This is a genomic window from Bacillus sp. FSL R5-0560 (assembly GCF_037966305.1).
Classification (GTDB): Bacteria; Bacillota; Bacilli; order Bacillales; family Bacillaceae; genus Bacillus; species Bacillus mojavensis.
In genome coordinates this window covers 2,279,594-2,292,808 of the sequence record NZ_CP150195.1, presented here as the reverse complement: position 1 = coordinate 2,292,808, position 13,215 = coordinate 2,279,594, and the positions used below count along the sequence as shown (strand labels likewise).

The window sequence follows — 13,215 nt, the reverse complement described above, 5'->3', positions numbered from 1 at the left end:
ACTAAGGTTTTTCTTAGATTTACAGCCAAGTTGACACTTTTGTTAGAGGCAAGCGGTTGCTTTGATGTGCAGGTTTCACTGCTTTACCGATAGAAATAAGCATAACCGGAACATAGCGCTCGCTGATATCAAATTCCTTTTGGAACTGCTCCTTATTAAATCCTCCGATTGCGCAGGTGTCATAGCCTTTCGCTTTTGCGGCAATCATAAGCTGCATAGCAGCCAATGAAGCATTTAAGAAAGCAGAATCGCGTGCGAACTGTTCACTTTGGTAAGCACCGTTAATTTGGCCCAGCAGCGTTTGTTTGATTTCGTCCGTGATGAAACCTTGGTTTGCCAATTCAGCGTAAACGTCTTCACCGTTTTCATTCGCTTTTAGATCGCCTAAAATGGCAACAACAGCAGATGATTCAACAATTTGCTTTTGGTTATATGCTACAGGCAGAAGAGCCGCTTTTGATTCATCGCTGTGGAATACTGTAAAATGCCAGTGCTGCAGGTTCCATGCAGAAGGCGCTTTAGTCGCGAGCTCCAAAAGTTCAGTCAGTTCCTCTTTAGAGATCGGGGCATTCGTATCATATTCCTTAACAGATGCCCGTGCTTGCAAAATGTCCAGAGTATCAGTCATAATGTTTCCTCCTTCGGGTAAACGTGGTATGATAATAGAAAAGTTAGAAGCTTACTAAATGTAACTTGAAAGATCATTTTAATGGATCAGTGAATACTTGTCAAACAATAGATGAAGGGATGAAGACTAGTGGGAAATACAATGTGCCCTAAAATGGAGTCAGCTTTCTCATTGCTGGGAAAACGATGGAACGGTCTGATCATCCATGTACTAATGGATGGGCCGAAACGATTTAAAGAGATAACGGAAACCATACCGATGATCAGCCAAAAAATGCTGGCAGAGCGCCTTAAAGAGCTAGAGCAAAACGAAATTGTAGAACGCCGGGTTCTTCCCGAGACACCGGTAAAAGTGATCTACACGCTGACTGAAAAAGGAACAGCGCTGGAAGCTGTATTTCAAGAAATGCAAGCGTGGGCCGATCAATTTTGTGAGCCTGGTGTCACAGTATGCGAAGAAGAGAAATAATGGAAGGGAACAGAAAAGGGTTTGTTTCAGTGAGAAAGTCATGTAAGTGGGTCATGCCGTTTACATGACTTTTTATTTTAGGCCATGATGTGTATCAGCTTTTATTTTACATGGATAAAAAGAGATGTTAGGATGAATTCAACATACATAAATAGGAAGGGGTCCTTCCTTGAAAAAGTTACTAACAGCTATCCTGTTGTTAATGGGAATCATCATTTATCTTGTTGTTCAAATCAGCAAACCGGAACTCTATCTGCCTGAATTTTATATTTACGATCAAAACCCTGTCAGCTTTCATTGGAATTACATAGGCATTGAAACTAGATATAAAAAGGGAGACCCTAATTCTATCCACCAAATCTGGATCACTCCGTTATATTTTGTTTTGCTGGCTGTTTTCATTCTGGTTATTTCAGCTTTTCTGAAAAAGAAATAATAAAAGAGAGGTCTTGAATAAGGATCTCTCTTTTTTATTTCATTGACTGGCCATTTTCTAAGTGTAAAGCAGATGAATACGTTTCACCATTTTATAACTTGCCATTCAAAAACTGTGCTTCGCCGAGCCCGAAACTCCAATCAGCATCACCGTTTTCTGTAATGGAAACCATTAGGTCTTCCGGGGAAATACCGCATTCTGCTTCTAGTTTTTCAGCCAGCAAGGCATATAATTTTTCTTTTTGGCTCTTTGTTCTTGTTTTACTTGTAATGCTGATGACGATCAAATCCTTGCTTCTATGAAACCCTAGTCCGGTATCGTGAATCACGAGCTCATTCTCGGGATGCTGGTGGACAATTTGATATCGGTCACTCTCCGGCACGCCAAATGCTTCTACCATTGCTTGATGAGCAGTGTCTAATAGTGCTTGTAATGCTTTTTGATCACGGCCTTCTATTAGATCGAAACGTAATAATGGCATTTGAATACCTCCTTTTGAGACACAGATTTTATGAGCCTTGTTAACACATTGTTTTGTTATCGGAGCCAATTGATAGCTGAAAATTTGCTGGCTTGATAAAAAACATAACATATAACCAATAATTGATCAATATATAACCATAATATTATCTGACAGCCTATAAAATCATAAATATTATTGACAATAGTTGATTAGAAGATTAGTGTGAAAATACTAGTTGATCAAAAGATGACAATCATATCGCCAAGGATTTTATTTCGGCAAAGTGAAACGCTTTCTGATAAGCATCCTGTGCTATATCAGAAAACAAAAATGCAATGGAGGTTAGTCATGCCGGTTTTTATCGTTGCAACCGGGGTTCTTATTTTGTTATTTCTGATCATTAAAATGAAATTACATACGTTTGTATCTCTTATTGTCGTTTCATTTGTAGTGGTGATCGGCCTGGGAATGGATCTAAGCAAAATCGTACCTTCTATAAAAGCGGGAATCGGCGGTCAGTTGGGACATTTAGCTTTAGTATTTGGGTTTGGTGCAATGCTTGGGAGACTTGTCTCAGACGGGGGAGGCGGTTATCGGATAGCCATTACGCTGATTGACAAATTCGGAAGGAAAAGAATACAGACAGCTGTGGTTATTGCCTCATTTATTATTGGCATTGCTCTGTTTTTTGAAGTCGGCCTTATTCTATTGACTCCTATTGTTTATGCCATAGCGAAAGAATTAAAGGTGCCTTTTCTCTATTTGGGAATCCCGATGGCTGCTCCGCTTATGGCGGACAGCAGTGTAAATCCGGGATTGATGGTGCTTGTGACCGGAGCGGGAAGCGTGATCGCATGTCACGTAAATGACGCAGGGTTTTGGATGATAAAGGAATTTTTCGGCTTGAGCACGAAGGAAACGTTTCAAACATGGACACTGCTTTCAACGGTCCTCTCGGTAACAGGGCTGGGCTGTGTTGTATTGGCTGGATTATTTTTGTACCAATGCTTTATCAATAAAAATTAATGTAACAATAGCCTCTAGCCCAATCGTTTTTCTTCCTGGATGAATACCTTACATATAGGCAGACATAAAGGAGGAAAAAGTCATGTACCCTCAACACTCGTATCTTCGCGGGAACCCAGGTCCGGCCGGATACCCGGAACGAAACCCTTTTTTGTTTGGCGCTCCTTTAGTCGGCGGTTTATTAGGCGGTTTTCTTGGGAGTGCTCTTTTTAATTATCCGCGTCCCTATGCGTATCCGCCTGTTCCCTACGGTTACGGAGGTGCACCATACGGTCCAGTGCCGTATGGCGGAAGTTATCCCGGTTTCTATTAGCAAAAACGGCCTGCGCAGAAGCAGGCCGTTTTTTATCGCATTATTTCTACCTCGGACATATTGTAGTCCTGCTGTTTATAAAACATGACTTCCAAATGGCCGTCTTTATAAACGGCTTTCGTCCCTTTCCGCTTGACAAGACACGGAAGATTTACTTTTTTAGGATGGGTCGAACCTGGGAAATGTTCAATCAGTAATCTGTGAGATGTATGTTTAATTTTAAGCTGTTCCAGCTGGCTTTCGGTTACTGCAACCTTTACAAACACATGGTCTGCTGTTTCGAATATATCTATATCAGGTTCGGTGCGCTGTGTTTTTTCTTTAGTCGGGAGGGGATCGCGAAATGGAAATTGAGCCGCGGAATCACTTCCGAACACACTTTCCATTACACTGTTTACATAATGCTCAACCTCTTTTGGATCAGCCTTTTTTAATGCTTCCTTGGAAAATTGATTGTGGAAAGGAAAGTATTTGTTCCACTCAAACATCTTCGTCACACCCTTTCTTCACGGACAAAATAGTATATGTCTGCTCGATCTTTCACGTGATATAATATAAGATGCTCTAAAGAAAGGCAGGGACAAAATATGCATCATTCAGAAACAAAAAAAGGCGTTCTTTACACAGCCGTTTCCTTTACCATGTGGGGGCTGTTTCCGCTCTATTGGAAGCTTCTTGAACAGCTGCCTGCACTTGATATTTTAGCTCACCGTATCATTTGGTCTTTTGTTTTTATGTGTATCGTGCTATTTTTCTTTCGTCAATGGAAAACGGGGTGGCATGAGCTGCGGTCTTTAAAAAAGAACGGAGGCATACTATCCTTATTTCTCGCTTCAATTCTCATTTCGATTAACTGGTTTGTATACATATGGGCTGTCAATCATGGATTTCTGCTTGAAGCAAGCCTTGGCTACTACATAAATCCGCTTGTGTCAGTTCTTCTCGGCATTTTGTTTTTAAAGGAAAAGCTGAATCGTCTTCAATTGGTTGCTGTTTCGATTGCGGCAGCCGGTGTAATTATTTCTGCGTTTCAATACGGATCCATTCCGTATATCGCGCTGCTGCTTGCATTCAGCTTCGGCTTATACGGGTTTACCAAAAAAAGAACAAGCCTTGCAAGCGCTATCGGTTTAACGCTGGAGACATTCATGATTATGCCGATTGCATTGGGGTATTTGCTGTTTAGCGGCCATATTCAGCCTGCGGGTGCAGAAAGCGGCGGGGCATGGGTGCTTCTCTTTTTTGCCGGTGTGTTTACCGCGCTGCCGCTTTTATTGTTTGCTGAAGGGGCGAAGCGGCTGCCGCTGTATCAAGTCGGTATATTACAATATATTGCACCGACCATCACCTTGCTGATCGGGCTGTTCGTTTATCATGAGCCATTTTCAAGCTCGAAGGCATTTACTTTTGCCTGTATATGGGCTGCATTAGTCTTGTTTACGTTTTCACAAGTAAAATGGAAACGGGCATCAAAAAGCCATTGAGCCTTTGGCTTTTCAGTTTGCCTATATATTATGTATAATCATTTCATGTATGTAAGACATAAAGGAGCAGGACGATGGACAATGATATAGAAATAGGAAAAGCATACGCCTCGCTATGGAACAGCCGCTCTTTCTCAAATGAAGATGAAGAAGCGATTACAGAGGCAATTGATCTTGAGCTTTTGGATAAGAGAACACATCCGAGACTCCGTAAATCTATGCTGGAAAAATATTATGCCGCTATACAGCGCATTGTGAATTCACAGCTGGAACCGGCTGTCAAATATCAACTGGTCAAATTACATACAGAACGCGTACAGTATTTAAAAGAAGAAAGAGGGGAGCAATTATGAAAGCAATCATAAAAGAAGATGTGCAAGCATCTTTAGAACGATATGCGGACCGCCCTGTATATATCCATTTAGAAACCACAACCGGTTCTTACTCGGCACATTTAAATGAAAAAAACATGACGGTTGTTGCTTATATACGCAATGCGAAGGTAACCTATCATCAAGCTAAAATCAAAGGGAGCGGGCCTTACCGGGTCGGCTTAAAAACAGAAGAAGGCTGGATTTATGCTGAAGGCCTGACTGAGTATACAGTTGATGAAGAAAACCGCTTATTAATGGCAGGACACTTGCCGGGCGGGAAACTGGCTATTTCACTTCAAATCAGTGAAAAACCGTTCACAGTTTAAAGAAAAGGGTGAAAAAATGATGAAAGAACACGTGCTTGTAATCCTGCCTCACCCTGATGACGAATCATACGGTGTGGCGGGTCTGATAGCTTTAAACAGAAAAAAAGAGGTGCCCGTTACATATGCTTGCGCTACGTTAGGCGAAATGGGCAGAAATATGGGAGATCCATTTTTTGCTAACCGGGAAACCTTGCCATTATTAAGAAAACAAGAGCTTATCAATGCCTGCAAAGCAATGGATATCAATGACCTGCGGATGCTTGGGCTTCGTGACAAAACGCTTGAGTTTGAAGATGATGAATATTTAGCTGATATTATGGAAGAAATCATAGATGATGTAAAACCAAGCTTAATTGTCACATTTTATCCGGGACATGGCGTGCACCCTGACCATGATGCATGCGGGGAAGCGGTCATCCGGGCATTGTACCGCAAAAAGAAAGAAGACCGTCCGCGCACACTATGCATGGCTATTACACGCAATAGAGAAGAGGTGCTTGGTGAAGCAGACGTCGTACTTGATATCAAAGAAGTAGCAGATATTAAAATGAACGCGTTAAGAGCTCATCGCACCCAGACGGAAGGTATGCTTCGAGAGCTTGAGGAAAAACTGAAAAACAATGAACCTGTTATGGCAACATGGTTTGAAGAAGAAGTGTATTGGACATATCAATGGAATGATTAAAAAAAAGGTATAAGGTCTATAGGGACCTTATACCTTTTTTAATTTCAAGTCGGATGCAATCGCTGACGCAAGGGTAGATCTCAGTGAGATGTCCTCAAAAGACAAACCGAGCTGAACCGCTGTTTGCGCAATTTCCGGTCGGATCCCCGACAATGTGGATGAAACGCCAATTAAACGCAACGCCTCAATCAGACTGAAAAGCTGGTGGGCAACCATGGTATCAATGACCGCTACCCCGGACAAGTCAATGTAAAGCTGCGTCACCTTTTTTTTCGCACATTGATTCAAGGTATTTTCCATGATCAATTTAGCACGGACGGTATCAATATCTCCGATTAACGGAAGCAGTCCCACACTGTGGAACAGCACGATCACCGGTGCGCTCAATTCAGTGATCATATCCTTTTGGGCCTGAAGCTGAAGGCTTGTGTTTTTGTACATTTCTTCTATAAAAATATGAATCACAAGATCAAACGCCTTAATAAGAGTGTGATATAAATCCTCGGCTTCTTCGCTTTTCACGGTATCCTGATTGATATGAACAAATTCCTTCACATAGGAAACAAACAAGTCTCTTACTCTGACAAACTCACGAATAATATAGTGGATAGGCGTTTTTAAATGCTCTTGATCCTGAGTGACTTCAAAAGCCCAGGCTTTTAGAATGGGTAAGTATACCTCTTCTTCATCTATAAAAATACGGCTGATCTTATAATTGAAAGCAAGGTTCTGGCTCTTTAAATTTTTAATGACGGCCGGGTCTGTTGATGCATAGATTGAATTTGGGTCAGTTTCCTCGATTGTTTCATACCATGCTGAACTTATTTCTTCCGCATGCTGAGACAGATACTCATATAATTTCTGATTTTGTGCCATGCATATCACCTCTTTTAAAATTCCTGTTTCAATAAATAACGTTTTTGCAGTTTAACCAGCCTGAAAAACAGACCGACTGCTCCTGCCGCTAGCCCTGCAATTAACCCGATCCAATAACCGTACGCGCCAAGTCCTGTAAACGTGCCGACCGCATATCCGACAGGAAGGCCGATAACCCAATAAGAAATAAAAGCCGCTGCAAGTGTATAATTGACATCTTTATATCCTCTGAGGGCGCCCTGAATAGGTGCTGCCACTGCGTCGGAAAGCTGAAAAAACAGCGCGTAAATTAAAAAGTGCTGCGTGAGCCGGAGGACATCCGGATCAGAAGTGTACATGCCTGCGATTTGCTCTCTGAATAAAAGGATACAGGCAGCTGTTAACAAAGAAAAGCCTACCGCCATCATGATGCCGATAAAGCTGTAAGAGCGAGCGTCTTTAAAACGAGCTGCTCCGGCCTCAAACCCGACAACTATCGTTAAAGCCATGGACACGCTGAGCGGCAGCATATATAAAAGTGACGCAAAGTTCATGGCGGCCTGATGGGACGCGATGGTCACTGTATTAAAATGGCTCATCAGCAAAGTGACAGCCGCGAAGATGCTCGTTTCAAAAAACACGGCAAACCCGATAGGCAATCCGATTTTTAGCATATTTTTGCACGCTTCCCAAGAGAACTTATACATGGTAAGGAAAATGCCATATCCAGAAAACGGCGCTGCTTTACGAATGATGATAAAACTGATGATACAGATGCACCAATACGTAAGCGCTGATGCAAGCCCGGCGCCGACTCCGCCAAGGGCAGGCATGCCGAATTTCCCGAAAATAAATACGTAGTTTAACACAAAATTTATCGGCAGTGAACATAGTGTAATCATCATGGTGACTCGTGTTTTTCCTAATGAATCAATGAACGATCTCAAAACGGTGTAAACAAATAAAGGAAAAATCCCCAAAGATAAAAAACCTAAAAAGTGCTTCGCAATGTCATGTACGTGAGCCTCAAGGTTCAATCGGGATAGAACAGGATCAACTATTCCATATCCAGCCGCTAAAACGGCGATGCTTAGAAGCGCGGCCACATATACTGCCTGTAAGACAGTAAAGGGTATTTGTTTGGTATTCTCAGCGCCTAATAGCTGCGCGACGATTGGGGTGACTGCCATTAATATCCCCGCCAGTCCAGTATAGACAGGCGTCCAAAGACTTGATCCAATGGCCACACCGGCTAAATCGGCGGCGCTGACTTTCCCTGACATCACCGTATCTAAAAAGGTTATGAGAGAAAGGCCCGCCTGAGTGATTAAAATCGGAATTAAAATGTGCAAAAGCTGTTTTACCTTTTGTCCGGCGTTTTTTGTTTCTTTCATACATTGATCCCCGTTTCTTTATCATAACGAGAGAAATTATAACATTTTATGTATAAAAAGCAATGAACGCCTGGCCTATTCTTTTTTTGTCGGTTTCGTTTTTCTAAACATTTGGGCATAAATAAAAGAAAGCGAAATAACGCCTAAAAAGGTGCAGATATACTGAATGATTCTTTCCATTTCCATTCTTTACATACCTCCTTTACCAATAGAATGTGCATCAATAAGATAAGCATGCGTGCAAAGTTGAAAATATGAAAAGGAGATGAAGGCCCATGCATTACGAACAGATGACAGAAAGTGTATTCACGGCAAAGATACAATCGCATTTAGAACAGATATTAGGGGATGCTTCTCTTATTTTGAAAACGCTTCATGAAAAAGATCAATGCCTCCTTTGTGAATTGGATGATTTGGGACGTATTTTTCAGAATATGCATGGCATCGCCTCATCCTTTTATTTGCAATCATACATTGAACAATTTACACCTTCATTTGTGGAACTGGCCAAGGCGATTAAAAATTTATCGGAAAATAAGCATGGCGCGTTAATTGTCATTGAAAGGACAGACTCGGTTGACAAGTTTATTCAAAAAGGAACATCGCTTCATGCAGAAATCAGTGCTTCATTAATTGAAAGTATCTTTTTTCCGGGAAATCCTCTTCATGACGGCGCTTTATTAGTGAGGGAAAATACACTCGTCTCAGCAGGAAACGTTCTCCCGCTGACGACCCAAGAAGTGGATACTCATCTGGGAACCAGACACCGGGCAGCTTTGGGGATGTCTGGATATACAGATGCGCTTGTACTGGTTGTTTCTGAGGAAACAGGCAAGATGTCGTTTGCGAAGGATGGCGTGTTATACCCGCTCATCTCACCGAGAACATAAAAATAAACAAAAGGACCCGAACTGCTTTTGTCTCATGAGACAAAAAGACTGAAATAGAACCCTTTTTCAAAAGCATTCATGCCATACTGAATGCTTTTTTTCTTGAAAATAGAAAGTCGGGAAATGTAACCTGGTATAAAAGTTATATAAGATTAATATTAATTAAGTTAAATACTTTACCTGATTTTGTATTTATAGTACTGTATAAAATATTACATAAATTTTAATGAAAGGGCGTGGCCGCATGGCTAATGTATTAATGGTCGGTTTTCCGGGAGAGGGCCATATTAATCCGTCTATCGGTGTAATGAAGGAACTGAAATCAAGAGGAGAAAACATTACTTACTATGCAGTAAAGGAATACGAAGAAAAAATCACCGCGCTTGATATTGAATTTCGTGAATATAACGATTTTAGAGAAGATTATTTCGGAAAAAACGCAACTGGTAATGAGGAAAGAGATTTTGCCGAAATGATATGTGCCTTTTTAAAAGCGTGTAAGGACATCGCCACCCATATTTATAATGAAGTCAAAAACGAATCATATGATTATGTCATATATGATCACCATTTCTTGGCCGGTAAAATCATTGCCAATCTGCTGAAGCTGCCGAGATTTTCATTATGTACGACTTTTGCGATGAATGAGGATTTTTTAAAGGAAATGATGGATACATTCAATAGCAGCCCATTGGAAGACTCACCTTATTTCGAATCCTATCAGCAGCTCGCAGAAACCTTAAATTCCGAGTTTCAAGCGGAAATTACCAAGCCGTTTGACGTTTTTTCGTCCGATGGAGATTTGACGATCGTCTTTACGTCAAGAGAATTTCAGCCAATGGCAGAGCAATTCGGAGAAAACTATGTTTTTGTTGGTCCTTCAATTGCAAAAAGAGCCAAAAGCAATGACTTTCCATTCGATCAAATGAACAATGAAAACGTGCTGTTTATTTCTATGGGAACTATTTTTAATAATCAAAAAGAGTTTTTCAATCAATGTCTTGAGGTATGCAAAGACTTTGACGGAAAAGTTGTGCTGTCCATTGGGAAGCATGTTAAACAAAGTGAGTTAAACGATATTCCGCAGAATTTTATTGTGCGCCCGTATGTGCCTCAGCTTGAAATCCTGAAAAGAGCCAGTTTGTTTGTCACCCACGGCGGAATGAACAGCACAAGCGAAGGCTTGTATTTTGAAACACCGCTCATTGTCATTCCGATGGGAGCCGATCAATTCGCTGTCGGAAAACAGGTGGAGCAAGTAGGTGCGGGGAAAGTGCTGAAAAAAGAGCAGTTGTCTGAAAGCCTTCTGAAAGAAACCATTCAAGAAGTGATCAGCAATCCTATTTATGCCAAGAAAGCAAAAGCAATTGGCCAGTCACTGAAAGCGGCAGGCGGTGCTGAAAAAGCTGCCGTCAGCATTTTTGAATATGTTAAACACAATACTCAATCAGCTAATGCATAATGGATTCAGCCTGTTCATTTGAAATGGACAGGCTTTTAACTGTTTAGAAAAGCTGGGCAGTGTTGCAATCAGAAGAAGGGATTTGACACTTTGATAGAGAATTGAAAGAAAAACAGACAGAAAAGGAGGAAAATCTGCTTCTTTCATCAACTTAAACCAATCATTTTACCCCCGCTTAAATAGTTCCTTAGACTTTCGATAAACCTATCCAAATTATGTAAAATATTAGGTGTTTATCTAGAGGTTTAAGGTCGAACGAAGCTACATTTGCTGCCGAATCTATAAAAATTTGTTTATAACGCTAAAAAAGTGACGATATAACGTATGTGTGCCATTTTTGGAAACGGGATACTAATTCTTTCTGTTTGTGTCATAAAAAGTTTAGGAGGTTGCATGAATGAAAAAGAAGATCGTAGCCAGTTTGGCTGTTTCCGCAGTTGTTGGGTCATCGATGGCAGCAGCACCCGCGGATGCAAAAACGATAAAGGTGAAAAGCGGTGACTCTCTTTGGAAACTTTCGCGCCAGTATCATACGAGTATTTCTGCATTGAAATCCGAAAACAAATTGAAATCGTCAATGCTTTATGTCGGACAAAGTCTTAAAGTTCCAGAAAGCAGCAAAAAAAGCAAAACATCCTCATCAAACTCAAACAAAACGTCAACATACACCGTGGCATATGGTGATTCTTTATGGATGATTGCCAAAAATCATAAAATGAGTGTTTCAGAGCTTAAAAGCTTAAACAGCCTGAACAGTGATTTGATTCGTCCCGGCCAAAAACTGAGAATTAAAGGGACAAGCAGTTCAAACGGTTCGAATGGACCGAAAAAAAGCAACGGTTCAAATTCTACAGGTCCATCAAAAAGTACATATACTGTAAAGCTTGGTGATTCTCTGTGGAAAATCGCAAACAGTTTAAATATGACGGTTGCCGAATTGAAAACCTTAAATGGCTTAACATCAGATACACTTTACCCTAAGCAAGTATTAAAAATAAAAAAAGGCAGCTCATCCAATAGCGGTAGCAGCGGTTCAAAAAAGCCGTCAAACTCAAATTCTTCAAAAACAACTACATACAAAGTGAAATCAGGTGATTCGTTATGGAAGATTGCGAATCAGCTGGGCGTCACTGTGCAAAGTATTCGTGATAGAAACAATTTGTCTAGCGATGTTCTGCGAATCGGACAGATTCTCACAATTTCAGGAACGACTAAATCAAATAATTCCAATAAGAATGTCCCGAAAGACAAATCAGGATCAAACGTTCAAATAGGAACAAAGATTGACAGAATGATAACGGAGGCAAAAAAATATGTCGGTGTTCCGTATCGCTGGGGAGGAAATACGCCTTCCGGTTTCGATTGCAGCGGCTATATTTATTACCTCATTAATAAAGTATCATCTATTTCAAGGCTGAGCACGGCAGGGTACTGGAATGTGATGCAAAAAGTCAGCCAGCCGTCAGTCGGTGACTTTGTTTTCTTTACTACGTATAAATCCGGGCCGTCTCACATGGGGATTTACTTGGGCGGCGGCAATTTTATTCATGCAAGCTCCGACGGTGTGGGCATTTCCAATCTCAGCAATTCGTATTGGAAACAGCGCTACTTGGGAGCACGAAGCTATTTTTAAACTTTGAGCATGGACATTAGACAGACGGGGCGTTTGGGCAGAACGTCCTGCTGCCCTAATGTAAAAGCCTTTTAAAAGGCTTTTTTTAGTTTATATCGGAATATGATTGACCACACTGTTAGAAAAAACAAGGGGGAGACAGCATGAATCGTTTCTTGCTCCTTATCGTGGTGGCGGCACTGGGTCTTGCGGGATGCAGTCAGGAAACACCGCCTGACCATCCGCGGCGGGTACCGGATAAAAAGGTGATAGAAACGTCAGCGTTTAGTCATCAGATCCAGCTGGTCAATAGAGAAGGCAAAAAAGTCGGGTATATTGAAATAAAAGAATCAGAAGACGAAGGGCTCGATTTTCACATCTCAGCACACAGCCTGACACCCGGGGCTTCACTCGGTTTTCATATTTATGAAAAAGGATCATGTGTCAGGCCGGATTTTGAATCTGCGGGCGGACCCTTTAATCCGCTGAACAAAGAACACGGCTTCAATAATCCGATGGGACATCATGCCGGAGATCTTCCGAATCTTGAAGTCGGCGCAGACGGGAAAGTAGATGTTATTATGAATGCGCCTGAAACCTCTTTACAAAAAGGAAGCAAATTGAATATTCTCGACCAGGATGGCAGCGCGTTTGTTATTCATGAACAGGCTGACGACTATCTGACGAATCCGAGCGGAAATTCAGGAGCGCGAATTGTGTGCGGAGCGCTTTCTGGCAATAACGAGAAACAGTAATATAGCGGGAGCCCTTTGTATTGAGCATACAGGGGCTTTTTTAG

The 13,215-nt window shown here is 41.4% G+C and carries 17 protein-coding genes; 12 read left to right on the top strand and 5 right to left on the bottom strand.

All coding sequences use genetic code 11. The annotated features are described in order from the left end of the window. Window positions 1-19: 19 nt before the first annotated feature. Window positions 20-628: a nitroreductase family protein gene (locus NST56_RS11985; RefSeq protein ID WP_010334602.1), complete on the bottom strand. Its 609-nt coding sequence runs from the start codon at window positions 626-628 to the stop codon at window positions 20-22. A gap of 129 nt (window positions 629-757) precedes the next feature. Between NST56_RS11985 and yodB the strand changes: the two genes are divergently transcribed. Both yodB and NST56_RS11975 read left to right on the top strand, forming a co-directional pair. Continuing rightward, a complete protein-coding gene (gene yodB / locus NST56_RS11980; RefSeq protein ID WP_168748062.1) occupies window positions 758-1,096 on the top strand; it encodes a transcriptional regulator YodB in 339 nt (112 codons plus the stop codon). A gap of 169 nt (window positions 1,097-1,265) precedes the next feature. Continuing rightward, entirely contained in the window at window positions 1,266-1,532 is a 267-nt protein-coding gene (locus tag NST56_RS11975) for a hypothetical protein (RefSeq protein ID WP_339176866.1), read from the top strand. 91 nt (window positions 1,533-1,623) lie between these two features. Here NST56_RS11975 and NST56_RS11970 read toward each other — a convergent pair whose 3' ends face one another. Beyond that, entirely contained in the window at window positions 1,624-2,013 is a 390-nt protein-coding gene (locus NST56_RS11970; RefSeq protein ID WP_168748061.1) for a tautomerase family protein, read from the bottom strand. A gap of 330 nt (window positions 2,014-2,343) precedes the next feature. Here NST56_RS11970 and NST56_RS11965 point away from each other — a divergent pair, with 330 nt between their 5' ends. Beyond that, complete coding sequence (locus tag NST56_RS11965) at window positions 2,344-3,021, top strand: SLC13 family permease (RefSeq protein WP_339176863.1); 678 nt, start codon at window positions 2,344-2,346, stop codon at window positions 3,019-3,021. Between the two features lie 82 nt (window positions 3,022-3,103). After that, on the top strand, window positions 3,104-3,334 hold the full coding sequence (locus NST56_RS11960; RefSeq protein ID WP_339176862.1) for a hypothetical protein: 231 nt from the start codon (window positions 3,104-3,106) through the stop codon (window positions 3,332-3,334). Between the two features lie 32 nt (window positions 3,335-3,366). On the opposite strand, the gene NST56_RS11955 is transcribed toward NST56_RS11960, so the two are convergent. Continuing rightward, on the bottom strand, window positions 3,367-3,822 hold the full coding sequence (locus tag NST56_RS11955) for a spore gernimation protein GerT (protein ID WP_268471386.1): 456 nt from the start codon (window positions 3,820-3,822) through the stop codon (window positions 3,367-3,369). A 99-nt stretch (window positions 3,823-3,921) separates the two neighbouring features. Here NST56_RS11955 and rarD point away from each other — a divergent pair, with 99 nt between their 5' ends. From rarD to bshB2, 4 genes are all read left to right on the top strand, one after another. Beyond that, window positions 3,922-4,818 carry an EamA family transporter RarD gene (rarD, locus tag NST56_RS11950; RefSeq protein ID WP_339176860.1) on the top strand — a complete coding sequence of 299 codons (897 nt, stop codon included), beginning with the start codon at window positions 3,922-3,924 and terminating at the stop codon, window positions 4,816-4,818. A 74-nt stretch (window positions 4,819-4,892) separates the two neighbouring features. After that, window positions 4,893-5,171: a hypothetical protein gene (locus NST56_RS11945; RefSeq protein WP_010334595.1), complete on the top strand. Its 279-nt coding sequence runs from the start codon at window positions 4,893-4,895 to the stop codon at window positions 5,169-5,171. Continuing rightward, the gene (locus NST56_RS11940) at window positions 5,168-5,518 is read left to right on the top strand and encodes a YojF family protein (protein ID WP_010334594.1); all 351 of its coding nucleotides are present in this window, start codon (window positions 5,168-5,170) and stop codon (window positions 5,516-5,518) included. The genes NST56_RS11945 and NST56_RS11940 overlap by 4 nt, the downstream gene beginning before the upstream one ends. A 19-nt stretch (window positions 5,519-5,537) precedes the next feature. After that, on the top strand, window positions 5,538-6,203 hold the full coding sequence (bshB2, locus tag NST56_RS11935) for a bacillithiol biosynthesis deacetylase BshB2 (RefSeq protein ID WP_010334592.1): 666 nt from the start codon (window positions 5,538-5,540) through the stop codon (window positions 6,201-6,203). Window positions 6,204-6,230: 27 nt separating this feature from the next. Here the strand turns inward: bshB2 and NST56_RS11930 are convergent, their stop codons facing one another. Next, on the bottom strand, window positions 6,231-7,079 hold the full coding sequence (locus tag NST56_RS11930) for an STAS domain-containing protein (protein WP_268505082.1): 849 nt from the start codon (window positions 7,077-7,079) through the stop codon (window positions 6,231-6,233). 14 nt (window positions 7,080-7,093) lie between these two features. Then, window positions 7,094-8,452: an MATE family efflux transporter gene (locus tag NST56_RS11925; RefSeq protein WP_168748056.1), complete on the bottom strand. Its 1,359-nt coding sequence runs from the start codon at window positions 8,450-8,452 to the stop codon at window positions 7,094-7,096. 275 nt (window positions 8,453-8,727) lie between these two features. Here NST56_RS11925 and cdaS point away from each other — a divergent pair, with 275 nt between their 5' ends. From cdaS to NST56_RS11905, 4 genes are all read left to right on the top strand, one after another. Beyond that, entirely contained in the window at window positions 8,728-9,342 is a 615-nt protein-coding gene (cdaS, locus tag NST56_RS11920) for a sporulation-specific diadenylate cyclase CdaS (RefSeq protein ID WP_010334588.1), read from the top strand. A 244-nt stretch (window positions 9,343-9,586) separates the two neighbouring features. Then, window positions 9,587-10,804: a macrolide family glycosyltransferase gene (locus NST56_RS11915; RefSeq protein WP_268505083.1), complete on the top strand. Its 1,218-nt coding sequence runs from the start codon at window positions 9,587-9,589 to the stop codon at window positions 10,802-10,804. Between the two features lie 397 nt (window positions 10,805-11,201). Then, window positions 11,202-12,437, top strand: coding sequence for a peptidoglycan endopeptidase (locus NST56_RS11910; RefSeq protein WP_268505084.1), 1,236 nt, complete (start codon window positions 11,202-11,204; stop codon window positions 12,435-12,437). A gap of 143 nt (window positions 12,438-12,580) precedes the next feature. Next, window positions 12,581-13,171 carry a superoxide dismutase family protein gene (locus NST56_RS11905; RefSeq protein ID WP_095713107.1) on the top strand — a complete coding sequence of 197 codons (591 nt, stop codon included), beginning with the start codon at window positions 12,581-12,583 and terminating at the stop codon, window positions 13,169-13,171. Window positions 13,172-13,215 lie beyond the last annotated feature (44 nt).

Bases quoted from the DNA above. Each gene is read 5' to 3' on its own strand.
- NST56_RS11985 (WP_010334602.1), bottom strand. From the start codon at position 628: ATGACTGATACTCTGGACATTTTGCAAGCACGGGCATCTGTTAAGGAA.
- NST56_RS11970 (WP_168748061.1), bottom strand. From the start codon at position 2,013: ATGCCATTATTACGTTTCGATCTAATAGAAGGCCGTGATCAAAAAGCA.
- NST56_RS11965 (WP_339176863.1), top strand. From the start codon at position 2,344: ATGCCGGTTTTTATCGTTGCAACCGGGGTTCTTATTTTGTTATTTCTG.
- NST56_RS11960 (WP_339176862.1), top strand. From the start codon at position 3,104: ATGTACCCTCAACACTCGTATCTTCGCGGGAACCCAGGTCCGGCCGGA.
- NST56_RS11955 (WP_268471386.1), bottom strand. From the start codon at position 3,822: ATGTTTGAGTGGAACAAATACTTTCCTTTCCACAATCAATTTTCCAAG.
- rarD (WP_339176860.1), top strand. From the start codon at position 3,922: ATGCATCATTCAGAAACAAAAAAAGGCGTTCTTTACACAGCCGTTTCC.
- NST56_RS11945 (WP_010334595.1), top strand. From the start codon at position 4,893: ATGGACAATGATATAGAAATAGGAAAAGCATACGCCTCGCTATGGAAC.
- NST56_RS11940 (WP_010334594.1), top strand. From the start codon at position 5,168: ATGAAAGCAATCATAAAAGAAGATGTGCAAGCATCTTTAGAACGATAT.
- bshB2 (WP_010334592.1), top strand. From the start codon at position 5,538: ATGAAAGAACACGTGCTTGTAATCCTGCCTCACCCTGATGACGAATCA.
- NST56_RS11930 (WP_268505082.1), bottom strand. From the start codon at position 7,079: ATGGCACAAAATCAGAAATTATATGAGTATCTGTCTCAGCATGCGGAA.
- NST56_RS11925 (WP_168748056.1), bottom strand. From the start codon at position 8,452: ATGAAAGAAACAAAAAACGCCGGACAAAAGGTAAAACAGCTTTTGCAC.
- cdaS (WP_010334588.1), top strand. From the start codon at position 8,728: ATGCATTACGAACAGATGACAGAAAGTGTATTCACGGCAAAGATACAA.
- NST56_RS11915 (WP_268505083.1), top strand. From the start codon at position 9,587: ATGGCTAATGTATTAATGGTCGGTTTTCCGGGAGAGGGCCATATTAAT.
- NST56_RS11910 (WP_268505084.1), top strand. From the start codon at position 11,202: ATGAAAAAGAAGATCGTAGCCAGTTTGGCTGTTTCCGCAGTTGTTGGG.
- NST56_RS11905 (WP_095713107.1), top strand. From the start codon at position 12,581: ATGAATCGTTTCTTGCTCCTTATCGTGGTGGCGGCACTGGGTCTTGCG.